Origin of the sequence: Sphingomonas sp. NPDC092440 (assembly GCF_044754985.1) — a bacterium.
In the GTDB taxonomy this organism is placed as follows: domain Bacteria; phylum Pseudomonadota; class Alphaproteobacteria; order Sphingomonadales; family Sphingomonadaceae; genus Sphingomonas.
In genome coordinates this window covers 482577-504670 of record NZ_JBIVQA010000001.1, presented here as the reverse complement: position 1 = coordinate 504670, position 22094 = coordinate 482577, and the positions used below count along the sequence as shown (strand labels likewise).

The 22094-nt window shown below is 68.0% G+C and carries 17 protein-coding genes; 12 read left to right on the top strand and 5 right to left on the bottom strand.

All coding sequences use genetic code 11. The annotated features are described in order from the left end of the window. Positions 1-10 precede the first annotated feature (10 nt). Together ACIQCS_RS02410 and ACIQCS_RS02405 are read right to left on the bottom strand one after the other, a co-directional pair. Positions 11-2470 (bottom strand): ATP-binding protein, encoded by a 2460-nt coding sequence (locus ACIQCS_RS02410; RefSeq protein ID WP_345850814.1) that lies wholly within the window; start codon positions 2468-2470, stop codon positions 11-13. Beyond that, positions 2470-3888, bottom strand: coding sequence for a putative bifunctional diguanylate cyclase/phosphodiesterase (locus tag ACIQCS_RS02405; RefSeq protein WP_401529958.1), 1419 nt, complete (start codon positions 3886-3888; stop codon positions 2470-2472). The genes ACIQCS_RS02410 and ACIQCS_RS02405 overlap by 1 nt, the downstream gene beginning before the upstream one ends. A 467-nt stretch (positions 3889-4355) precedes the next feature. On the opposite strand from ACIQCS_RS02405, the gene ACIQCS_RS02400 reads away from it, so the two are divergent. From ACIQCS_RS02400 to ACIQCS_RS02390, 3 genes are read left to right on the top strand one after another with little or no spacing between them, the layout of a single operon-like run. Then, positions 4356-5672, top strand: coding sequence for a UDP-glucose/GDP-mannose dehydrogenase family protein (locus tag ACIQCS_RS02400; RefSeq protein WP_345850812.1), 1317 nt, complete (start codon positions 4356-4358; stop codon positions 5670-5672). 25 nt (positions 5673-5697) lie between these two features. Continuing rightward, a complete protein-coding gene (locus ACIQCS_RS02395; RefSeq protein ID WP_345850811.1) occupies positions 5698-6522 on the top strand; it encodes a carbon-nitrogen hydrolase family protein in 825 nt (274 codons plus the stop codon). Next, on the top strand, positions 6519-7892 hold the full coding sequence (locus tag ACIQCS_RS02390) for a glutamate--cysteine ligase (RefSeq protein WP_345850810.1): 1374 nt from the start codon (positions 6519-6521) through the stop codon (positions 7890-7892). The genes ACIQCS_RS02395 and ACIQCS_RS02390 overlap by 4 nt, the downstream gene beginning before the upstream one ends. Before the next feature lie 99 nt (positions 7893-7991). On the opposite strand, the gene ACIQCS_RS02385 is transcribed toward ACIQCS_RS02390, so the two are convergent. Then, positions 7992-8231 (bottom strand): hypothetical protein, encoded by a 240-nt coding sequence (locus ACIQCS_RS02385; protein WP_345850808.1) that lies wholly within the window; start codon positions 8229-8231, stop codon positions 7992-7994. A 198-nt stretch (positions 8232-8429) separates the two neighbouring features. On the opposite strand from ACIQCS_RS02385, the gene ACIQCS_RS02380 reads away from it, so the two are divergent. The 8 genes from ACIQCS_RS02380 (at position 8430) to ACIQCS_RS02345 (ending at position 17162) form a co-directional block, all read left to right on the top strand. Next, positions 8430-9110 carry a LuxR C-terminal-related transcriptional regulator gene (locus tag ACIQCS_RS02380; protein ID WP_345850806.1) on the top strand — a complete coding sequence of 227 codons (681 nt, stop codon included), beginning with the start codon at positions 8430-8432 and terminating at the stop codon, positions 9108-9110. 85 nt (positions 9111-9195) lie between these two features. Beyond that, entirely contained in the window at positions 9196-10089 is an 894-nt protein-coding gene (locus tag ACIQCS_RS02375; RefSeq protein ID WP_345850804.1) for a BadF/BadG/BcrA/BcrD ATPase family protein, read from the top strand. After that, positions 10079-10960 (top strand): N-acetylmuramic acid 6-phosphate etherase, encoded by an 882-nt coding sequence (locus ACIQCS_RS02370; protein ID WP_345850801.1) that lies wholly within the window; start codon positions 10079-10081, stop codon positions 10958-10960. The genes ACIQCS_RS02375 and ACIQCS_RS02370 overlap by 11 nt, the downstream gene beginning before the upstream one ends. Continuing rightward, complete coding sequence (gene nagA, locus ACIQCS_RS02365) at positions 10957-12108, top strand: N-acetylglucosamine-6-phosphate deacetylase (protein ID WP_345850800.1); 1152 nt, start codon at positions 10957-10959, stop codon at positions 12106-12108. Before ACIQCS_RS02370 ends, nagA begins: the two co-directional genes overlap by 4 nt. A 55-nt stretch (positions 12109-12163) precedes the next feature. Further along, the gene (cysD, locus tag ACIQCS_RS02360; protein ID WP_345852073.1) at positions 12164-13105 is read left to right on the top strand and encodes a sulfate adenylyltransferase subunit CysD; all 942 of its coding nucleotides are present in this window, start codon (positions 12164-12166) and stop codon (positions 13103-13105) included. A gap of 124 nt (positions 13106-13229) precedes the next feature. Further along, the gene (gene cysN / locus ACIQCS_RS02355) at positions 13230-15143 is read left to right on the top strand and encodes a sulfate adenylyltransferase subunit CysN (protein WP_345850798.1); all 1914 of its coding nucleotides are present in this window, start codon (positions 13230-13232) and stop codon (positions 15141-15143) included. Then, positions 15140-15859, top strand: a complete 720-nt coding sequence (locus ACIQCS_RS02350; RefSeq protein ID WP_345850797.1) for a 3'(2'),5'-bisphosphate nucleotidase CysQ — start codon at positions 15140-15142, stop codon at positions 15857-15859. Before cysN ends, ACIQCS_RS02350 begins: the two co-directional genes overlap by 4 nt. Positions 15860-16013: 154 nt before the next feature. After that, positions 16014-17162 carry an SET domain-containing protein gene (locus ACIQCS_RS02345; protein ID WP_345850796.1) on the top strand — a complete coding sequence of 383 codons (1149 nt, stop codon included), beginning with the start codon at positions 16014-16016 and terminating at the stop codon, positions 17160-17162. A 150-nt stretch (positions 17163-17312) separates the two neighbouring features. On the opposite strand, the gene ACIQCS_RS02340 is transcribed toward ACIQCS_RS02345, so the two are convergent. After that, entirely contained in the window at positions 17313-19163 is a 1851-nt protein-coding gene (locus tag ACIQCS_RS02340) for a CHASE4 domain-containing protein (protein ID WP_345850794.1), read from the bottom strand. Beyond that, positions 19163-21034, bottom strand: a complete 1872-nt coding sequence (locus ACIQCS_RS02335) for an EAL domain-containing protein (RefSeq protein ID WP_401529952.1) — start codon at positions 21032-21034, stop codon at positions 19163-19165. The genes ACIQCS_RS02340 and ACIQCS_RS02335 overlap by 1 nt, the downstream gene beginning before the upstream one ends. A 167-nt stretch (positions 21035-21201) precedes the next feature. Between ACIQCS_RS02335 and ACIQCS_RS02330 the strand changes: the two genes are divergently transcribed. Then, positions 21202-22071, top strand: coding sequence for a CoA ester lyase (locus ACIQCS_RS02330; protein WP_345850791.1), 870 nt, complete (start codon positions 21202-21204; stop codon positions 22069-22071). Positions 22072-22094: the final 23 nt, after the last annotated feature.

Below are 22094 nucleotides of genomic sequence, written 5' to 3'. Positions count from 1 at the left end.
TGCTATCGCCCTAAGCCGCCCGAGATACAAGCGGGTCCCCCTCCCTCTTGCCGGAATTTTCTTCCGCTGACGGAATGATAGCATCGATCAGGCCGACGCCGGTAATGGGTTTTTCGATTATCTTTCCACTACTTGCCGCAATCAGCTCAGCAGCGGTCTCCGCATCGGGCTTGAGCCAGAGGACGGCATGCGCCACGTCCTGGGCCGCCGCGCGCAGCGTGGCGAGCGCCCGGGCAGGGCCATCCGCCTCGGCCTTGAGCGTCCCCTCATCGGCAAGGAGATGGCTGACACCGCCGGCCTCGAGCATCGGCAGGGCCTCGGCCACCGAGCCGGCGAAGCGCAGCCGGGCGACGCGCGGCTCCAACAGGGTGCGCAGCATCGAGCGGGCGATGGGATTCCGGTCGAGCACGACCAGGTCGAGCCCCGCCGCGCTTTCGTCCGCCACGGCCGCCGCGGGCGCCTCGGCGGGGACGAGCGGCAGGTCGAGGATGAAGCGCGAGCCCTTGCGGTCCTCGCTCTCCACCATGATGTCGCCGCCCAGCGCACGGGCGAGGTTGCGGCAGATGGCAAGGCCCAGGCCGGTGCCCCCGAACCGGCGCGTGGTGCTGGTGTCGACCTGGCGGAAGCTCTCGAAGATCTCCTCGAACTTCTCGCGGGGGATGCCGATGCCGGTATCCTCCACGGCCAGCCTGAGCCGCCGGGCATCGCCTTCGCCCTCGGCCACCGCGCGCAGCGTGACGCTGCCCTTCTCGGTGAACTTGATCGCGTTGGAGAGCAGGTTGAACACCATCTGGCGCAGGCGGGTGGCGTCGCTGACGATCCAGTGCGGCGCATGGCTGAGCTCGAGCCGGAAGCCGAGCCCCTTGCCGCGTGCCTGCTCCTCCCAGAGGCGCGTGACGTCCCTCAGCGTGGCAGGCAGGTCCATGGGCGCCGCCTCGACGCTCAGATTGCCCGTCTCCATCTTGGCGACGTCGAGAATGTCGTCGACCAGCGCGCGCATGGTGATGCCGGCGCCATGGACGATGCCGATCCGCTCGCGGGTCTGCGCCTCGAGCTTCGCATCCGAGAGCATGACCTGGGTCATGCCCAGGATGCCGTTCAGCGGGGTGCGGATCTCATGGCTGGTGGTCGCGAGGAACTCGGTCTTGGCCTTGAGCGCCTTTTCCAGCGCCACATTGGTCTCGCCCAGCACGATGTTGGCGGCGCGCACCTTGTTGCGGCTGCGGCGAACCGTGACGAGGCCCCAGCCGAGCGCGGCCATGACGATCACCGTCGCCGCGCCGATCAGCAGGAACAGCGTCTGGAGATAGCGGGCCCGCCCCTCGGCTTCCCGGGTCTGGAGCAGCAGGATCTGGTTCTGCTGCTTCGCCCAGTCGAACTTCGCCGCCATCAGCGCCGCGCCGGCGGTCGCGGCCACCTTGGTGGATTCATCGTCGAGGCGCTTCATTGCCTGAAGGTGCACCAGCGCCTCTCGCGCATTCTCCGCCTTGCTGAATATCTGATAGGCGTAGAAATGGTCGCTGCGGAATTCGACCGTGGTCTTGCCCAGGTCCATGCCGTCGAACGTGCCGTGGATGAACCGCAGCGCTTCCCCGATATTCCCCCGCTCGGAAGCCAGGGCGGCCGCGGTGGCGAGCAGGTGCCGCCGCAGCACATCGGCATCGGCGCCGCGGATGAGCTCGAACCCGCGCGTGATCGTGCGGTTGGCGTCGTCATAGCGCTTCAGCGCCACCTGGCTGCGCGCGAGGTTGCTGAGCAGGCGCGCCTCGAGCAGCGGCTTGTTCATGCCGCGCGCGACGACGATCGCCGCCTCATATTCCTTGCTCGCCTCCGCATCCCGGCCGAGCTTGGCGAGCACATTGCCGCGGCTGTTGTGGAGCGAGAGCGAAAGCACCGGATCGTCGGTGAACAGCACGGCGGCCTGGTGGAAATACTCCTCGGCGCGCGCATCGTCATTGGCGACGCTGTAGAGCCCGCCGATGTTCTGCAGCGCGATCGCCTGGCTGCGCGGCTCCTTCACCTCGCCGAAGATGCGGAAGGCGTTCTGATAGCTCTCCAGCGCCTGCACCGCCTGGTCGCGCGCCATGAAGAAGGCACCCTGCGACATCATCAGGTCGCCGCGCAGCTTGATCGGCTCCGGTATCGAGCGGATCAGGTTCAGCCCGTCGGTCAGCAGCGGCGCGGCCTTGGCCGGCTCCTCGTTGCGGATATGCGCCTCGGCGGCCAGCCAGCGCGCGGTGGCCAGCGCCAGCATCCGCCGCCGCTCGTCCCGCAGGCCGAGCGCCAGCCCGTCGATCGCGGCGGCGTGGCGGAGCGCCTCCGCCTGGTCGGACATCATGCTTTCCTTGGCGGCCCGGATCTGGGCCTCGATCGCCGGCGGGAAATCGGAACGGGGTTGCGCCTGGGCAAGCGCCGGCGCGGCCGCGAGCAGCGCGGCAAGGGCAAGGACGGAACGCAGCAGCGCGCGCATCACGCGCGCTTCCAGAAGCTCTCGGGCCGGACGAAGGATGCCGGATGGCCGTTCGCATTGTCGAGATGGCCATCGTCCGCAAGGAACTTGCGGAACGCATCGAGCCCGAGCGGGCGCGAGATCAGGAAGCCCTGCACCATGTCGCAGCCCATCACGCTGAGCAGCGCGAGCGCGGACGGCGTCTCCACCCCCTCGGCGGTGACTTCCATCTCGAGCGCATGGGCGAGATCGATCGTCGAGCGCACGATCAGCGGATCGCGGTTGCTGCTGGTGAGCTGCATCACGAACATCTTGTCGATCTTGAGCTCGCGCGCGGGCAGCTTCTTCAGATAGGCGAGCGAGGAGAGCCCGGCGCCGTAATCGTCGATCGCGAGCGTTACGCCGCTGTCGGCGAAGAACTGGAGGTGGCGGATCGCGCTCTCCGGATCGCGGATCACCGCGGTCTCGGTGATCTCGAAGCCGAGCTTCGCATCGGTGTTCGCCAGCATCTCGCACACTTCGTTGACGAAGCCGGGGTCGGCGAGGAGCTGGCCCGAGATGTTGACGAAGAGCAGCATGTCGAAGCCGTCGGCGCGCAGCTTGCGCTGGTCCTCGATCACCTGGCGCAGCGTCCAGAGCGTGAGTGTCGAGATCTCGCCCGCCTGCTCCGCGACCGAGATGAAATCGCCCGGCAGGATCAGGCCGCGCGTGGGATGCTGCCAGCGGACCAGCGCCTCGGCGCTGGCGATCTCCTGCCGGCGGACATGAACCTTGGGCTGATATTGCAGGAACATCTCGCCATTGGCGATCGCGCGCGGCAACTCGCGCATCAGAGTGAGCTTGTCGAAGGCCAGGTCCGCGCGCGACAGGTCGAGCATCACCACCCGGCCGTCCGCCCGCGCCTGCTCGAGCGCGGATTCGGCGGCTTCGGCAAGCAGCACCTCGTCATCCTCGACCGAGGGCGCGGCGGCGACGCCGAAATGCATCTGGAGATGATGCGGCTCGCCATCGAGGTCGAGCGTGCGCTGGAAACCCTTGCGGATCCGATCGATATCGTCGGCGGCGGCCTCGGGCGTTTCGCGCTCGAAGCAGATCTCGATCACCGAGCGGCCGGCGGCGGCAATGCGGACGTCCGGCACCAGGCTGGAGATTCGCCGCGCCACGTCCAGCACCAGCGAATCGGCGCGGGCGCGGCCCAGATGGCGGCGCAGCGACGCGAAATTCCCGATCTCGCACAGGCCCAGAACGCTCCAGAAGCGCCCCTCGACATGGCGATCGTTACTTGCCCGGTGCAGTTCGCGCTTGCCGCCCCGCCCACGGGCACCGGCATCCGCACCCCCGGCGCGCGCGCTGTGCACCTGCACGAATTCCCTCGCGATTCCCGCGCGTTCCGCGGTGATCGCGACGGCGCTCGTGGAAGCACCGACCAAGGTCGCCAAGGGCTCTCTGCGTGCCGACATGCCCGCCATGCCTAGGCCCCGACCCTTGAAGGAACGGTTAAATCACGCGTTCGAAGCACTTTTTGCGAAGCCAACTCCGCAGAAATCCGGATTGATTCATTGTTAAGAAGCCTTTAACCATCTGAATCGCGCACAAGTGCGCACCGATGGGAGACTATGAATGTTCGCGTTTTTCAGCCTGATGTTCCGTGACGGCGGCGGTAACGAAATCCGCCCGTTCTGAGGAACGTTCATCCGGGCCGGCAGTGGAGCGACCTCAGTTGAGGCCGTGCTGACCGGCCCGGACGACAACTGAAAGGGCGGCCGCGAGCCGCCTTTTTTATTGCCTGTCTCCTTGCCCGCATTTTTCTTGCCGGCCGCGCCGGAGAGCGTCGCCGCCCGCCCCCTTGCCCCCGGCGCTGGCGTCGCTATCTGCGCAACAGACTTTCTTCCCAAGGGGATCCACGTTGCGCATAGCGATGATCGGCACGGGCTATGTCGGCCTGGTTTCCGGTGCCTGTTTCTCGGACTTCGGCCATGAAGTGGTCTGTGTCGACAAGGACGCGCGCAAGATCGAGCTGCTCGATCAGGGCGTGATGCCGATCTACGAGCCGGGCCTCGATGCGCTGGTCGCCTCGAACGTGAAGGCCGGGCGCCTCTCCTTCACCACCGACCTGGCCGAAGGCGTCCGGGGCGCCGACGCGGTGTTCATCGCGGTCGGCACGCCGAGCCGCCGCGGCGACGGCCATGCCGACCTCAGCTATGTCTTCGCCGCCGCGCGCGAAATCGCCGAGAACCTGACCGGGCCGGCGGTGATCGTCACCAAGTCGACCGTGCCGGTCGGCACCGGCGACGAAGTGGAGCGGATCATGCGCGAAGTGGCTTCGGGCACCGGCGCGAAGGTCGTCTCCAACCCCGAATTCCTGCGCGAAGGCGCGGCGATCGAGGATTTCAAGCGGCCCGACCGCGTCGTCGTCGGCACCGACGACGAGGAAGCCCGCGAAGTGATGCGCGCGATCTACCGCCCGCTCTCGCTCAACCAGAGCGCGCCGATCCTGTTCACCAGCCGCCGCACCAGCGAGCTGACCAAATATGCGGCCAACGCGTTCCTGGCGGTGAAGATCACCTTCATCAACGAGATCGCCGACCTGTGCGAGGAAGTGGGCGCCGACGTGCAGGAAGTGGCGCGCGGCATCGGGCTCGACAACCGGATCGGCAGCAAGTTCCTCCACGCCGGCCCCGGCTATGGCGGCTCCTGCTTCCCCAAGGACACGCTGGCGCTGCTCAAGACGGCGGGCGACAACGAGACTCCGCTGCGCATCGTCGAGGCCACCGTGCAGGTGAACGACGCGCGCAAGCGCGCCATGGGCCGCAAGGTGATCAAGGCGATGGGCGGCGACGTGCGCGGCAAGACCGTCGGCATATTGGGCCTCACCTTCAAGCCCAACACCGACGACATGCGCGACGCGCCCAGCCTGTCGATCGTCGCGGCGCTGCAGGATGCCGGCGCCACGGTGAAGGCCTATGACCCCGAAGGCTTCGAACAGGCGCGCCCGCTGCTGCCGAACGTCGAGTTCAGCGAGAGCGCCTATGCCGCGGCGGACGGCGCGGACGCGCTGGTGATCGTGACGGAATGGGATGCGTTCCGCGCGCTCGATCTCGGCCGGATCAAGACGATGCTCAAGACGCCGCTGCTCGTCGACCTGCGCAACATCTATCCGCCCGCGGAGGCGGCGCGTGCCGGCCTCAAGCTAGTCGGCGTCGGCAAGCCGAAGCACGACTGATCCCGGCCCTGAGGGGGAGGAAGCGATGAAGGCCAGCCTGCTGCAGATGACGAGCGGGATCGATCCGGCCGCCAACGCCCGTACCGTCACCGATGGTATCGCGCGGGCGGCGGCGGAGGGCAGCGCGATGCTGTTCACGCCCGAAATGTCCGGCCTGCTCGACGGCGATCGCGAACGCGCGCGCGCCCATGTGGTGGCCGAGGCGGAGGACCCGGTCCTCGCCGCGACGCGCGAGGCGGCGGCGAAGCACGGCGTCTGGGTGCATCTCGGCTCGCTGGCCCTGAAGGGTGAAGGCGAGAAGTTCCTGAACCGCGGCTTCGTCATCGACGGCACCGGCGCGATCCGGGCGCATTACGACAAGCTGCATCTGTTCGACGTCGATCTCGCCACCGGCGAGAGCTGGCGGGAGTCCAACACCTATTGCCGGGGCGAACGCGCGATCGTGGCCGACACGCCGATCGGCCGGCTGGGCCTCGCCATCTGCTACGACATGCGCTTCCCGGACCTGTTCCGCGCGCTCAGCGATGCCGGCGCCACCGTCCTCGCCGTCCCCGCCGCCTTCACCCGTCCCACCGGCCAGGCGCATTGGCACGTGCTGCTGCGCGCCCGCGCGATCGAGGCCGGCGCCTATGTGATCGCCGCGGCGCAGACCGGCCTGCACGCCGATGGCCGCGCCACCTATGGCCATTCGCTGGCGATCGATCCCTGGGGCGAAGTGCTGCTCGACATGGGCGAGGCGGCCGGCCTCGGCTCGGTCGAGATCGACCCGGCCCGTGTCGAGGATATCCGTTCCCGCGTGCCGGTGCTGCGCCACCGCCGCCCCATCCCTCCCGTCGAGACCTTTGCATGAGCACCAAGACCGAAAGCAACAAGGTGTCGGCGCCGATCGAGGATCGCGCCCAGCTGATCGAGTATTTCGCCCGGGGCGAAAAGCCGAAGGAACGCTGGCGCATCGGCACCGAGCACGAGAAGTTCGTGTTCGCGACCAGGGACTTCCATGCTCCCAGCTATGACGAGCAGGGCGGCATCCGCGACCTGCTGGGCGAGCTGACCCAGTTCGGCTGGAAGCCGGTGCTGGAAGGCGGCAACGTCATCGCGCTCTCGGGGCCGGACGGCACGGTGAGCCTGGAGCCGGCCGGCCAGCTGGAGCTCTCGGGCGCGCCGCTCGAGAATCTCCACGAGACCTGCGGCGAGACCGGACGGCACCTGGAGCAGGTGAAGCAGGTCGGCGACAAGCTCGGCCTCAACTTCCTCGGCCTGGGCATGTGGCCCGACAAGACGCGCGCCGAGCTGCCGATCATGCCCAAGGGCCGCTATGGCATCATGCTTCGGCACATGCCGCGGGTGGGCAATCTCGGCCTCGACATGATGCTGCGCACCTGCACGATCCAGGTGAACCTGGACTATGCCTCCGAAGCGGACATGGTGCAGAAGTTCCGTGTCGGCCTGGCGCTGCAGCCGCTGGCGACGGCATTGTTCGCCAACTCGCCCTTCACCGAGGGCAAGCCCAACGGCTATCTGAGCTATCGCAGCCATATCTGGTCGGACACCGATCCGGCGCGGACGGGCATGCTGCCCTTCGTGTTCGAACAGGGCTTCGGCTATGAACGCTACGCCGAATATGCGCTCGATGTGCCGATGTACTTCGTCTACCGCGACGGCAAATATATCGACGCGGCCGGGCAGAGCTTCCGCGACTTCCTGAAGGGCGAGCTGCCCGCCTATCCCGGCCACAAGCCAACGATGGACGATTGGGCGGATCATCTCTCCACCGCCTTCCCCGAGGTCCGCCTCAAGACCTTCCTCGAGATGCGCGGCGCCGATGGCGGGCGCTGGGGGCGGATCTGCGCCCTCCCTGCGTTCTGGGTCGGCCTGCTCTACGACCAGGGTGCGCTCGATGCGGCATGGGAGCTGGTGAAGGGCTGGTCGATGGAAGCGCGCGAGACGCTGCGCAGCTCGGTGCCGAAGCTGGCGCTCGACGCGCCGCTGCCCGGTGGCGGCAAGCTGAGGGACATTGCCGGCGAAGTGCTCGACATCGCCGCCGCCGGCCTCAACGCCCGCGCCCGGCTCAACGCCTCGGGCGACAATGAATCCGGCTTCCTCGATCCGCTGCGCGAAGTGGTGCGTACCGGCAAGGTGCCGGCGCAGGTGCTGCTCGACCGCTTCGAGGGCGACTGGCAGGGCGATATCCGCCGCGTCTATGAGGAAGCGCGTTTCTAGGAGCATCGCTCAATCAACGAGCACCGTCATCCCTGCGCCGGCGGGGATGACGGGCGTGGTTTCAAGGGCTTGTTCGGGTTTTCAACCTAGCGATCGCGCTCAGCCCCGCAACGCGCGCTCCACCTCCTGGAGCCGGCCGTCGATCGCGGCCACTTCGTCGTCGTCGCCCTTGCGGATCGCGGCGACGATCAGGTCCACCAGCTGCTGCGCGGCGGAGCCGCCGAAGCGCAGCACCAGCTCCTCGCCGGAAAGCATCGCCACGTCGCGCAGCGTCACCCGGCCGGCCGGGACGGCATCCTGTTCGAGATCGGGGTCCTTGCGCTTCGCATTCGCTGGCATGGTCGTTCGTCTCACTGGTCTCGGGCGAAGCCTGCGCCCCGCGGACAGGAGGGAAAACTCGTAAATTTACGTGTTTCCGGCGAGCCGCGGAGGGTCTCCCATCACGCTTGCCCCCGGGCTGACCGAGGGCCACACAGGAACCGTGACGTCTGGGAAACGTTCTCCGACGGAACACGATAGGATTGTGGTTGGAGGGTTATGACATCTGGGGAAAGCGCCGAGCCCCGCCCCGACGAAGACTTTGAACTGCGCCTGAGGGCCCTTGAGGTAGGGCTATGGGACTATGACATCGATGCCGATCTGCTCGTCTGCGACGCGCGCTGGTATCAGATCACCGGGCTGCAGCCCAACATGGTGCGCAGCCTTGCCGATTTCCGGCCCTTCATTCACCCCGAAGACGAAGAACTGGCCACCACCATAGACCTGGCCATGGTCGTGGAGCTGATCGCGCGCGACCTGCGCTATCATGTCGATTTCCGCTTGATCCGGCCCGACGGGCAGACGCGCTGGATCCGCTCGGTCGCCTGCCTGCTGCTCGATCCCGGATCCGGCCATCACAAGGCGGTGGGATGCATCACCGACAATACCGACTTCGCGCTGGTCGCCGCCGCCCGCGCCTTCACGCGCCCCGCGACACGCAGCGATCCGGACATTCCCGATCCCGCCGCGGCGATCGGGGCCGCCGGCGCGGCGCTGAGCGAGCGCGAGATCGAATGTCTGCGCTGGGTGAGCCTGGGCAAGACCGCCTGGGAAACCGCGACGATCATGGGCCGCAGCCAGCGGACGGTGGAGTTCCATCTGGTCAACGCCACGCGCAAGCTCTCCGCGTCCAACAAGATCCAAGCGGCGGTGATCGCGGTGCGCAAGGGCCTGATCTGACCGATAACGGCCATATCCGCGGATTATGGCCCTCCGGGCGGTTCGGCATGGCACAATGCGCCCCGGCTGCTGTAGGGAGCGACCCATGGCCTATTTCCTCGGGATAGATGCGGGCGGCAGCCATTGCCGCAGCCGGCTGGCGGACGAGCGTGGAATCATCCTCGGCACCGGCGAGAGCGGCCCGGCCAATACGCGGATCGGTATCGAGCGGCTCCACGCGGTGCTGCGCGACGTCGCCGGCCAGGCGATCGCGGCGGCGGGGCTCGGCGAGGCCGAGGTTTCGACGATCCGGGCCGGCATGGGCATAGCGGGGATATCGCGCCCCGGAATGCGCGAGCAGCTTGCCGCCCTTCCCTTCCCCTTCGCGGCGATCGAATTCGTCACCGATGCGGCGATCGCCAATCTCGGCGCGCATGCTGGAGTCGAGGGCGCGACGCTGATCATCGGCACAGGCAGCGTCGCCGAGGTGCGGGTGGGCACCACCAGCTTCACGATCGGCGGCTATGGCTTCCCGATCTCGGACGAGGGCAGCGGCGCCGCGCTGGGCCTCAGCGCGATGCGCCATGCGCTCCGCGCGCTCGACGGGCGCAGCGAAGTGACGCCGCTCAGCCATGCCGTCACCGCCGGCTTCGGGCACGACACCGCCCGCGCGGTCGCCTGGATGGATGCCGCGACGCCGAAGGACTATGCCGCCTTCGCGCCGCTGGTGATGGACTATGCCGAGAACAACGACGCGATCGCCCGTTCGATCGTGGAGGATGCGGCGCAGCATATCGAGCGATTCATCGAGACGATCTTCGCGCGCGGCGCCGTTCGCTGCGCGCTCGCCGGGGGCCTCGCGATGCGGATAAGGCCCTGGCTGCGCGCGCGCACCGTGGCGCGGCTCGTCGACGCGGTCTCCGATCCGCTCGACGGGGCGTTGCTGCTCGCCGGCCTGCCCGCCACTGCCCTCCCGACCCGGAAACCCGATGCCGACTGAAGCCGCAGACCCCCGTTACCGCGAGATCGACCGCTGGCCCACTCAGGCGGCGGTGGACGCGATGCTCGAGTCCCAGCTCGCGGCGATCGCGGCGCTGAAGAGCCAGACCGGCGCGATGGCGGCGGCGATCGACGCGGCCGCCGAGCGGCTGCGGCGCGGCGGCCGCATCGCCTATGCCGGGGCGGGCACCTCGGGCCGGATCGGCGTGCAGGACGGCGTGGAGCTCACGCCCACCTTCAACTGGCCGGTCGAGCGCCTCGCCTTCCTGATCGCGGGCGGGCCGGCGGCGCTGACGCGGACCCAGGAGGGCGCGGAGGACAGCCGCGAGGCCGCGCTGGCAGCCGTCGCCGCCGAGGAGATCGGCGCGAACGACGTGCTGATCGGCGTCGCGGCAAGCGGCCGCACGCCCTATGTGGTGGCCGCGCTCGAGGCGGCGCGCGGCACCGGCGCGCTGACCATCGCTCTCGCCAACAATGCCGGCACCCCGGTCCTGGCCGCGGCGGAGCATGCCATCCTCGCCGATACCGGCAGCGAAGTGGTGGCGGGCTCCACCCGGATGAAGGCGGGCACCGCGCAGAAAGTCACGCTGAATCTCCTCTCCACCGGGATCATGTTGCGCCTGGGGCTCGTTCATGAGGGGCTGATGGTCAACATGCAGGTCTCGAACGCCAAGCTGCGCGCCCGTGCGATCCGCATGGTCGGCACGCTGGCGGGCGTGGACGGCGCCGCGGCCGAGGCGGCGCTCGATGCGGGCGGGCGCGACATCAAGCGCGCGGTGCTGATCGCGCGCGGCCTGGCCCCGGCGGAGGCCGAGGTGCGGCTGGAGGCGGCACGGGGCAGCCTGGGCGCGGTGCTGGACGTGCTGCCGTGAGAGCGCTCGTCAACGGGCGCATGCTGCTGGCCGAGGGCTGGCGCGACGATGCCTGCCTGGTGATCGAGGGCGACCGGATCGCGGCGATCCTCCCCGCACCGCCCGCCGGTGCGGAAACCGTCGACCTGGGCGGAGCGACGCTGCTCCCCGGCTTCGTCGATGTGCAGGTGAATGGCGGCGGCGGCCGGCTGTTCAACGACGATCCGAGCGTGGAGACGATCCGGGTGATCGCCGAGACGCACCGGCGCTTCGGCACCACCGGCCTGCTGCCCACCCTGATCAGCGACGACCTGTCCGTGGTGGAGGCAGGCATCCGCGCGGTGGACGCCGCGATCGCCGCCGGCGTCCCCGGCGTGCTCGGCATCCATATCGAGGGGCCGTTCCTCAACCCGGTGCGCCGGGGCATCCATAGCGAGAGCAAGATCCAGCCGCTGCGCGACGAATTCCTCGCGCTGCTGGAATCGGGCAGGCGCGGCAAGACACTGGTGACGCTGGCACCCGAAGTCGCGACTCCCGAGCAGATCGCCCGGCTGGCCGCGGCGGGCGTGATCGTCTCCGCCGGGCATTCGGATGCCCGCTACGAGACGGTGCGCGACGCGATCGACAATGGGCTGACCGGCTTCACCCATGTCTTCAACGCCATGTCCCCCCTGCTCAACCGCGCGCCGGGCATGGTGGGCGCGGCGCTCGAGGATGCGGACGTCTATGCCGGGATCATCGCCGACGGCCATCACCTGCATCCGGCGACGCTCCGCGTGGCGCTGCGGGCAAAGGGGCCCGAGCGGCTGATGCTGGTGACCGACGCGATGCCGAGCGTCGGGAGCGACGAAACGGTGTTCCTGATCCATGGCCGCGAGATTCACCGCGACGGCGACCGGCTGCTCGGGGCCGACAACACGCTGGCGGGCTCGACGCTCACCATGGCGGGCGCGGTCAAGGGAATGATGGCGCAGGGCCGGGTCGGGCTGGACGTCGCCGCCCGCATGGCTGCGGCGACTCCCGCCGCATTCCTGGGGCTGGGCGGGCAGCTGGGCCGGATCGCCCCCGGATTCCGGGCGGACCTGCTGCTGGTGGACGCGGAGCTGACGGTGCTGGAGAGCTGGATTTCCGGCGAGGCCGTCCGGTATCCCGCCCTAAACATAAACTAGATCGCGCGTTCCCGGGCGGCTTCCTAAATCGCCCGCCATGCTGCATTCCGGGAACATGACGGAGACACAGGCGATCGGCGTGACCCGGGGGATTTCACCCGCGCGCCTGACGCATCTCCAGCGGCTCGAGGCCGAGAGCATCCACATCCTGCGCGAAGTCGTCGCCGAGGCGGAGCGTCCGGTGATGCTCTATTCGATCGGCAAGGACAGCGCGGTGATGCTGCACCTCGCGCGCAAGGCATTCTACCCGGCGCCCCCGCCCTTCCCGCTCCTCCATGTCGACACGACCTGGAAGTTCCGCGCGATGTACGATCTGCGCGACAAGGCGGCCCGCGACGCGGGAATGGAACTGATCGTCCACAAGAACCCCGAGGCCGAGGCGCAGGGAATCAACCCGTTCGATCATGGCGGCCGCCATACCGACATGTGGAAGACCGAGGGGCTGAAGCAGGCGCTCGACCAATATGGCTTCGATGCGGCGTTCGGCGGCGCGCGGCGCGACGAGGAGAAGAGCCGCGCCAAGGAGCGCGTGTTCAGCTTCCGCACCGCGACGCATCGCTGGGATCCCAAGAACCAGCGGCCCGAGCTGTGGCACCTCTACAATGCCCGCAAGCACAAGGGCGAGAGCATCCGCGTCTTCCCGCTCTCCAACTGGACCGAGCTCGACATCTGGCAATATATCCTCGCCGAGGGGATCGAGATCGTCCCGCTCTATTTCGCCGCGCCGCGGCCGACCGTGGAGCGCGACGGGCTGATCCTGATGGTCGACGACGATCGTTTCCGGCTGGACCCGGGCGAGGTGCCGGTCACCCGTTCGGTGCGTTTCCGCACCCTCGGCTGCTACCCGCTGACCGGCGCGGTGGAGAGCGAGGCGGATACGTTGGAGGCAGTGATCCGGGAGATGCTGCTGACCACGACCTCGGAGCGCCAGGGCCGCGCGATCGACCATGACCAGGCGGCGAGCATGGAGAAGAAGAAGCAGGAGGGGTATTTTTGACGCACCACGGAATGCGAAGCGTTCCGAAGCGTCAACCCCGGCGCAGGCCGGGGTCTCGTGCCGCACGCCGTTCGCTCACGATCGCAGGAGATCCCGGCTTTCGCCGGGATGACGGAAGAAACCAATGACGAGCTACCGCCCCGACGCGCTCATCGCGTCCGACATCTCCGCCTATCTCCGGCTGCACCAGAACAAGTCGCTGCTGCGCTTCATCACCTGCGGCAGCGTGGACGACGGCAAGTCCACGCTGATCGGGCGGCTGCTCTATGATTCGAAGATGATCTTCGAGGACCAGCTCGCCAGCCTCGAGGCCGACAGCAAGCGGCTGGGCACGCAGGGGCAGGAGATCGATTTCGCGCTGCTGGTCGACGGCCTCGCCGCCGAGCGCGAGCAGGGCATCACCATCGACGTCGCCTATCGCTTCTTCGCGACCGAGAAGCGCAAGTTCATCGTCGCCGACACGCCCGGCCACGAGCAATATACCCGTAACATGGTGACCGGCGCGTCGACCGCCGATCTCGCCGTGATCCTGATCGACGCGCGCAAGGGCGTGCTCACCCAGACGCGCCGCCATTCCTATCTCTGCCACCTGCTCGGCATCCGCCACATCGTGCTGGCGGTGAACAAGATGGACCTGATCGGCTATGATCAGGCCGCCTATGACGCGATCGTCGAGGACTATCGCGGATTTGCCGACAGTATCGGCATCGCCGGCTTCACCCCGATCCCGATCTCGGGCTTCAAGGGCGACAACATCACCGGCCCGAGCGCGAATACGCCCTGGCATGCGGGGCCGGCGCTGCTCGAGCACCTGGAGAGCGTCCAGATCGATGCCGATGCGGACGCCGCGCGGCCCTTCCGCCTGCCCGTGCAATGGGTGAACCGTCCCAATCTCGATTTCCGGGGGTTCGCCGGCATGATCGCGGCGGGCAGCATAAGCCCTGGCGACAAGGTGCGCATCCTGCCCTCGGGCCAGGCCACCAGCGTCGCGCGGATCGTCGCGTTCGGCGGCGATCGGGCCGGGGCGGTGGCGGGCGAGAGCGTGACCATCACGCTGGCCGACGAAGTCGACTGCTCGCGCGGCGACGTGATCGCCGCCGCCGATGCGCCGCCCCAGGTGGCCGACCAGTTCCAGGCCACCATCGTATGGATGGACCAGGCCGAGATGCTCCCCGGCCGCGCCTATTGGCTCAAGCTCGGCACCCAGATGGTCAGCGCCACCGTCCAGCCGCCGCGCCATGCCGTGTGCGTCAACACCATGGCCGAGCTGAGCGTGAAGACGCTGGGGCTCAACGATATCGGCGTGGCCGAAGTCTATACCGATCGCGGCATCGTCTTCGAGCCCTATGTCGAGAGCAAGGACCTGGGCGGCTTCATCCTGATCGACAAGGCGACCAACGCCACCGTGGCCGCGGGCATGCTCAACTTCGCGCTGCGCCGCGCGCAGAACGTGCATTGGCAGGCAGTGGAGATCAACCGCGAGGCCCATGCCCGGCAGAAGCACCAGGCGCCGCGGCTGCTCTGGTTCACCGGGCTCTCCGGCTCCGGCAAGTCGACCATCGCCAACATGGTGGAGAAGCGCCTCCACGCGCTCGGCAAGCACAGCTTCCTGCTCGACGGCGACAATATCCGCCACGGGCTCAACCGGGATCTGGGCTTCACCGATGCCGACCGGATCGAGAATATCCGCCGCGTCGGCGAAGTCGCCCGGCTGATGACCGATGCGGGGCTGATCGTGCTCACCGCCTTCATCTCGCCCTTCCGCGCCGAGCGCGAGCTGGTCCGCAAGCTGCTGCCCGAGGGCGAGTTCTTCGAGATCTTCGTCGACACGCCGCTGGAAGTTGCCGAGGCGCGCGACGTGAAGGGCCTCTACAAGAAGGCGCGCGCCGGCCAGATTGCCAATTTCACCGGCATCTCCAGCCCTTATGAGGCGCCGCAGAATCCGGAGATCCGGGTGGACACGACCAAGGAGACGCCCGAAGCCGCCGCCGAACGGATCGTGGAGGCGGTCATGGGTACCTGGAGTCCAGTGATTTGACCGACGCGGAACTGGCCCGGGCGATCGCGGACGAAGCGGGCACGCTGCTGCTGCGCATTCAGGACGAATGCGCGGGCGGGGATCGCGGCGACCGCGAGGCCAATATCCTGATCCTCGACCGGCTGCGCGCGGCAAGGCCCGACGACGCGATCCTTTCCGAGGAATCCGCCGACGATCCGGCCAGGCTGTCGGCACGGCGCGTATGGATCGTCGATCCGCTCGACGGCACGCGCGAGTTCGCCGAGCGGCGCGAGGATTGGGCGGTGCATGTCGCCCTGGCCGTGGATGGCCGGGCGGCGGTGGGCGCCGTCGCCCTGCCTCGGCTCGGCTGCACGCTTTCCAGCGACTGCCCGCCCGCGCTGCCCGAAGGCGAATTGCCGCCGCGCATGCTGGTGAGCCGCAGCCGGCCGAGCCAGCTCTGCGCCGGCGTAGGCGAGCGGATCGGCGCGGTGCATATCGGCATGGGCTCGGCCGGCGCCAAGGCAATGGCGGTGGTGCGCGGAGCGGCCGAGATCTACCTCCATTCGGGCGGCCAGCATCAGTGGGACAATTGCGCCCCGGTGGCGGTGGCGCTCGCCGCGGGGCTCCACGCCTCGCGGATCGACGGTTCGCCGATCGTCTACAACCAGGCCAGCACGAGCATCCCCGACCTGCTGATCTGCCGCCGCGAATGGGCGCCGATCGTGCTCGAGGCGGTGCGAGACTGCGGCCAATAGCGGCATCCCGGCGAAAGCCGGGATGCCGGAATATGTGAGATTCGCCCCGTAAGTGACTCCCCGTGATTCCCCGCGACTCGCGGAGTCACCGCGAGTCGCGCGTAGACGGCGAATCCGGGACATGGTAAACGCTCCGTTTGGGAGGGAGCGTAATTTGACCGCCGATATCTGGTTCCTGCTGGCGATCGGCTTCAGCTTCGCGGGCTATGCGAGCTATCTGATCGGGCTGCGTCGCGAGCTGGTGGAGCCGAACCGCGCGTCATGGCTGATCTGGAGCGCGGCGACTTCGCTCGAGGCGCTGACCTATGCCGCGGTGAACCCGGGCGCGCCGCAGGGCTGGGTGTTCGCGCTTTCCTCGATCGCGTGCATCCTGGTGACGATCGGCATCTGGCGGCGCTCGTCCTGGGCCCCGCCCTCGCCCACCGAGACCTTCTGCATCGCGGCCAGCCTGGGCGCGCTGATGCTGTGGCTCGTCTTTCGCGAGGCTTTCTGGGCGCACATGCTGGTGGTGCTCGCCGTCCCGGTGAGCTTCTGGCCGACCTGGGCAAGCGTATGGACCGATCGCAACCGCGAGCGCTCGCCGGCCTGGGGCCTGTGGACCTTCGGCGATCTCGCCACGCTGCTTGTCGCGGTACGCGCGACCGAGCCGGGGGTGGCCGAGCTCGCCTATGTCATCGTCGAGTTCCTCTGCCATGCCAGCATATGGTTCCTGATCGGCCTGGCGACGATCAACCCGCTGCGCGCCTTCGGCACCCGCCGCGGCGGGCTGCGCTGGCTCGATCGCTACCGGCCTTCGAACAACCTGTTCAAGGTGGGCGAGAACCATCTGGGCAAGGCCGTGTTCGCCGCGAGCGCCTTTGCCGAGGGCGACGTGCTGATCGAGTTCACCGGCCGCCGTTTCCGCGCCGACCAGATCCCCAGCCTGATGCGCGGCCGAGGCGACCGCTTCGTGCAGGTGACGCCGGACCATTATATGGGCCCGTCCGGCCGGATCGACGATCTGGTCAATCACAGCTGCAATCCCAATGCCGGCCTGCGTTTCACCGATACCGGCGTGTTCCTGGTCGCGGTGCGCGCGATCCAGCCGGGCGAGGAAATCGCCTGGGACTATTCGACGACGCTACGGGAATCGAACTGGCACATGATCTGCCAGTGCCGTGCGCCCGAATGCCGCCGGGTGATCGGCAATTTCGACAGCCTCGACCCGGACCGGCAGGAATGGTTCCGGGCCCGCAACCTGGTCGCGCCCTATCTGCGGCGCAAGGACGCGGTGGCGGGGACACGGAAGGCCGCGGGGCGATAGCTAAACTCCTTCTCCCCTTGTGGGAGAAGGAAGGGGCCCGCTCGCGAAGCGAGTGGGAAGGATGAGGGGGAGTGAGTCTCAAGCCCCCTCACCCTTCCGCCGACTTCGTCGGCTCCCTCCCTCTCCCACAAGGGGAGAGGGAAAGTGGAATTACGCCGCAATCCCGTTCGGCTGCACCAGCCGCGCCGTGCCCAGCGTCAGAATCGCCTTGGCCCCGGTTCCCTTGCCGTCGCTCACCAGGTCGAGCTTGCCTTCCATCGTCAGCATCGAATTGGCGCACCAGTGGAGCCCCAGGCCGCCCGATTTGTGTGCGCGGGTGGAGAAGCCGCGCTGGAAGAGCGTCGGTGCCGTAGCGGGGTCGAATCCCTCGCCATCGTCGCGGATATGGATCTCGGTGCTGTCGCCCTTGTCCCGGATCGTCACCGAGATCGAGCCGCTGCCGCGCCCGGTCGCGGCGATGGCCTCGGCGGCATTGGCGAAGAGATTGCCGACGACCTGGCTGAGGATCACGCGATTGGCCATCACCCAGTGCGGCTTGGACGGGAAGCTGAAGGCAATCGAATTCTCGCCCGAATAGCGTGCGATGGTGGCGTTCTGGGCAACGATATCGGTGATGTCGCAGGCATCGAGCGGCGGGCGCTCGTGCGCGGCTTCCTGCTGCTGGCCGATGATCTCCAGCACATGGTGCAGCGCCTCGCGGCCGATCGCGATCTGCGCGCGGCGATCGGCGCGTTCCTGCTCGACGCTCTCGATCGCGGCGGCCAGGAAGGCGACGAGCTTCTGCCGGCGCACCGCAGGCAGATCCTCGCTCGCCAGCTCGCCGAACGCGCGATCGAGCAGTGCCCGGTCCAGCGGCGCGCCGCTGCCCAGCCCCTGGCTGAGCACGGTGCTGATCGGGTTCAGCGCATTGCGGACATTATGCATCACCGCGACGGCGCTTTCGCTGCGCCCCAGGGTGAAGCTCTGCACCTCGAGCTGCTCGCGCAGGTCCTTGAGCTGCCGGAGCATCGAATTGAAGCTGGTGACGAGGCTGCCGATCTCGTCGTCGCGCGGCCTGTCGGTCAGCAGGCCGAGCGTGCCCGAGGCGCGGACCACGCCCATGTGGCGCTCGACACGCTTCAGCGGCGCGAGGACGAGGCGCGCGATCATCCGGCGCAGCACCAGCAGCACGATCGCCAGCAGGATCGACGATCCGACCACGGCGAGCACGAGCATCCGGGTGCCAAGCGTCGAGAGATCGCGCGGTACGCTATAGGTGGCCGTGGCGACCGGGCGGCCGTCCGGCCCCGGAATCGGCACGGCGATACGGGTCCGGGTAGCGCCGGGGGTCTTGGTGACCGCGGCGACGGGATGGTCGAGGGCGAGAGCGGCCTTGAGCTGGAGCAGGGTGCTGAGCTGCGCCGCAGTGACGGCGCGGGCCATCAGCACATAGCCGCGCGGCGCGCCGCTGCCATCGCTCCTGCGCACCTGCGCGATGCCGATCGCCGCCAGCGTGTCTCCCAGGCGAATGAAGAAGCCGGCCGAGCTCTGTCCATGCAGCATCCGCGCGAAATCGAACCGGGCGATGGCCTCGGCAAGGCGCGCGCGCATCGCGGGCACATCGGCCTGCTTCTCGAGGTCGAGCCAGCGCGCGATCACGATTTCGCGATCGGGCCGGACATAGGCCATGCCGTTGACGTCGAGATTGACCATGGCCAGCGTGGAGAAGCTCTCGTCCTCGAACGCCTTGGTCGGATGCGCCATATAGTCGTAGGACGAGTTCCAGTCGCCATAATCGCGCACGGAGCTTTCGACCTTGGCCGAAACGTCGTGAACGACCGCCTGGGTGCGCGCCACATGCGCGTCGACTGCGTCGCGTTCGAGCCGGTTGAAGCTCGGCGTGATGACGGTGGCGAGCATCAGCGTCAGCGCGGCGGCGCCGATGACGCCGACGCCGGTGAGGATCAGGACCAGTTTCGCGCCGAGCGAGGCCGGCGCTTTGAGGCGCCTTGCGCGGGGCATCAGCCGTGCGTCCCGTTGCCCAGCTCGACCTCGACGGGCTCCGCGTCGCCGATATATCCCTTCCGCGCGAGCGCCAGCGCGTCCTCGGCGTCCATTGGGCGCGCGAGATAATAGCCCTGGAGATGGCTGCAGCCGGCGACGCGAAGCGACTGGAGCTGCGCCTCGGTCTCGACGCCCTCGGCGACCACTTCCATGCCCAGTGCCCGGCCGAGATGGATGATCGAATGGACGATCGCCGCGCTCTCGCGCTCGCGGCCCATGCCGTCGACGAAGCTGCGGTCGATCTTCAGGCAGTCCAGCGCGAAGCGGCGGATATTGTAGAGGCTGGAATAGCCGGTGCCGAAATCGTCGAGCGCGATGCGGAAGCCCATCTGGCGGAGCTTGAACAGCGTATCGGCGGCGCGCTCGACATCGTCGAAGATCGCAGTCTCGGTGATCTCGATCTGGAAGCGGCCGGGCTCGACGCCGGCATTGGCCACCCGCTCCATCACATGGCCGACGAAATTGTGGCGGCGGAACTGGCGCGGCGAGAAGTTCACCGAGACATATTGGCCCGGCCAGGTCTTGAGCGTCTCCACCGCCTGGTCGATCACCCAGTCGCCCAGCTCATGGATCAGGTTCGATTCCTCGGCGATCGGGATGAACATGCCGGGCGAGACCATGCCATATTCCGGGCTGCACCAGCGGATCAGCGCCTCGAAGCCGGTGATCTCCAGCTCGTCGCGACCGACGATCGGCTGGAAGACCAGCTTCAGCTCGCCCTTGGCGATCGCTTCGGAGAGCCCGCCCTCGATCTGGCGGCGGAAGCGGATCGATTCATCCATCACCTCGTCAAACAGGCGAACGATGCCGCGGCCGTTATGCTTGGCCTCGTTGAGCGCGAGATCGGCGCGGCGCATCACGTCGATCGGGTCGTGGATCGTGCGCGGCTGGACGACCATCAGGCCGACCGAGGCACCGCCCTGGACCGAATGGCCGAATACCTTGAAGCTGATCGACACGGCCTTGAGCATGCGCTCGGCGATCATCGTCGCCTCGTCCTCGCCGGTGACCGGGTAGAGCATCGCGAACTCGTCGCCGCCCAGGCGCGCGACGAAGCCGTTGGCGGGCACCTGCTGGCGCAGGATCTCGCAGACCATGCGGATCAGTTCGTCGCCGGCGAGATGGCCGAGCGTGTCGTTGACGATCTTGAACCGGTCGAGGTCCATCATCGCCATGGCGAAGCATTGCTCGCCCTTCACTGCCTTGCCGAGCATGTGGAGGAAGGCGAGCCGGTTGGGTGCGTCGGTGAGCGAATCATGGTTCGCCATGTGCACGGCACGCGATTCATTGGCGGCAAGCTCGAGCTTCTGCTCCTCGAGCAGGGCGATCGCATTGCGCAGCTTGGCGTCCGCTTCCCAGCGATGAGCGAGCGCGGTGGCGGTCTGGATCACCTCTTCGGCCTGGAAGGGCTTGGCGATGTAGAAGATCTTGTCGGCCGGGCCCGCGGCGCGGCTGATGTCGAGGGGCGAGAAATCCGAATAGCCGGTGACGATGACGAGATTGATGTCGGGATCGAGCGCGCGGATGCGGCGCGCGGTTTCCTTGCCGTCGATCCCCGGGGGCATGCGCACATCGATGAAGGCGACCGAAAAACGCTTGCCGGTCTCCAGCGAATCCTTGATCGCTTCCACCGCGTCGAGACCCTGGTTGAAATGCGCGCACTGGAAATCGATCGTGTCGTCGGCCGGCTCGGGCACGGCATCGTCGTCGCCGAACAGTTCGGCCGCCATCGCGTTCAGGGCGCTGGCATTGCCGCCTTTGCGGGGCCCGAACACCTGACGATATGATTCGTGCATCGCCGGTTCGTCGTCCACGATCAGAATGCGCACGTTCGAAATCCCCTCGCTCATTCCCAAACGAGGTAAGCGGACAGCGTTAAGGAGGGGTAAAATCCGGCCACCGCACAGAGGGAAAACCGCCGGCCAGGGTTAAGAACGGCGCGCGGTTTACCCGCCGGTCCGCGCGCGATAGCTAGTCCTCCACGATAGGAGGATGCATGACCGACCCGCTGGCCGCCCGATCTTTGCTGTTCGCGCCGGGCGATTCCGAGCGCAAGCTCGCCAAGGCAGGCGCGAGCGAAGCCGATCTGGTGCTGCTCGACCTCGAGGATGCGGTGGCCGAGGCCAACAAGCCCGCCGCCCGCGCGCTGGTCGCGGAGCATCTGAAGACCGCCGCCCGCGCGCAGCCGCAATGGGTGCGGATCAACCCGCTCGACACGCCGCATGCGCTGCTCGACCTCGCCGCGATCGTGCCCGGCGCACCCGATGGGATCATGCTGCCCAAGGCGACCCGCGCCGAGGCGGAGCTGCTCCATCACTATCTCACCGCGCTGGAGGCCGCGCACGGCCTGCCCCCGGGCGGGATCCGCACGATCGTGGTGGCGACGGAAACCGCCCCGGCCATCTTCGGCCTGGGCGATTATGCGGGCTGCCCGCGCCTCGCCGCGCTCACCTGGGGCGCCGAGGACAGCGCCACCGCGCTGGGCGCCACCCATAATCGCGACGAGACCGGCGAGTATGATTTCCCCTACCAGGTCTTCCGCGCCCTCGCCCTGGCCGGGGCCGCCGCCGCGGCCGTGACGCCGATCGAGACGATCCATGGCGATTTCCGCGATCTCGACGGGCTGGAAAAGGTTGCAACCAAGGCGCGCCGTGCGGGTTTCCGCGGGATGCTTGCCATCCATCCCGATCAGGTGCCGGTGATCAACCGCGCCTTCTCGCCCTCCCCCGCGGAGATCGAGCGCGCCGAACGGATCGTCGCGGCCTTCGCGGCGTCGCCGGGCGCGGGCACGATCGGCCTGGACGGCGAGATGCTCGACATGCCGCACCTGAAGCGCGCACGGGCGGTGCTGGCGATGCGCCGGTAGCAAATGTTGATTTACCTTGGCGC

Coding starts and splice junctions, on each gene's coding strand:
- ACIQCS_RS02390 (WP_345850810.1), top strand. CDS start 6,519: ATGAGCACCAAGACCGAAAGCAACAAGGTGTCGGCGCCGATCGAGGAT.
- ACIQCS_RS02340 (WP_345850794.1), bottom strand. CDS start 19,163: ATGCCCCGCGCAAGGCGCCTCAAAGCGCCGGCCTCGCTCGGCGCGAAA.
- ACIQCS_RS02385 (WP_345850808.1), bottom strand. CDS start 8,231: ATGCCAGCGAATGCGAAGCGCAAGGACCCCGATCTCGAACAGGATGCC.
- ACIQCS_RS02375 (WP_345850804.1), top strand. CDS start 9,196: ATGGCCTATTTCCTCGGGATAGATGCGGGCGGCAGCCATTGCCGCAGC.
- cysN (WP_345850798.1), top strand. CDS start 13,230: ATGACGAGCTACCGCCCCGACGCGCTCATCGCGTCCGACATCTCCGCC.
- ACIQCS_RS02395 (WP_345850811.1), top strand. CDS start 5,698: ATGAAGGCCAGCCTGCTGCAGATGACGAGCGGGATCGATCCGGCCGCC.
- ACIQCS_RS02370 (WP_345850801.1), top strand. CDS start 10,079: ATGCCGACTGAAGCCGCAGACCCCCGTTACCGCGAGATCGACCGCTGG.
- cysD (WP_345852073.1), top strand. CDS start 12,164: ATGACGGAGACACAGGCGATCGGCGTGACCCGGGGGATTTCACCCGCG.
- ACIQCS_RS02330 (WP_345850791.1), top strand. CDS start 21,202: ATGACCGACCCGCTGGCCGCCCGATCTTTGCTGTTCGCGCCGGGCGAT.
- ACIQCS_RS02410 (WP_345850814.1), bottom strand. CDS start 2,470: ATGCGCGCGCTGCTGCGTTCCGTCCTTGCCCTTGCCGCGCTGCTCGCG.
- ACIQCS_RS02380 (WP_345850806.1), top strand. CDS start 8,430: ATGACATCTGGGGAAAGCGCCGAGCCCCGCCCCGACGAAGACTTTGAA.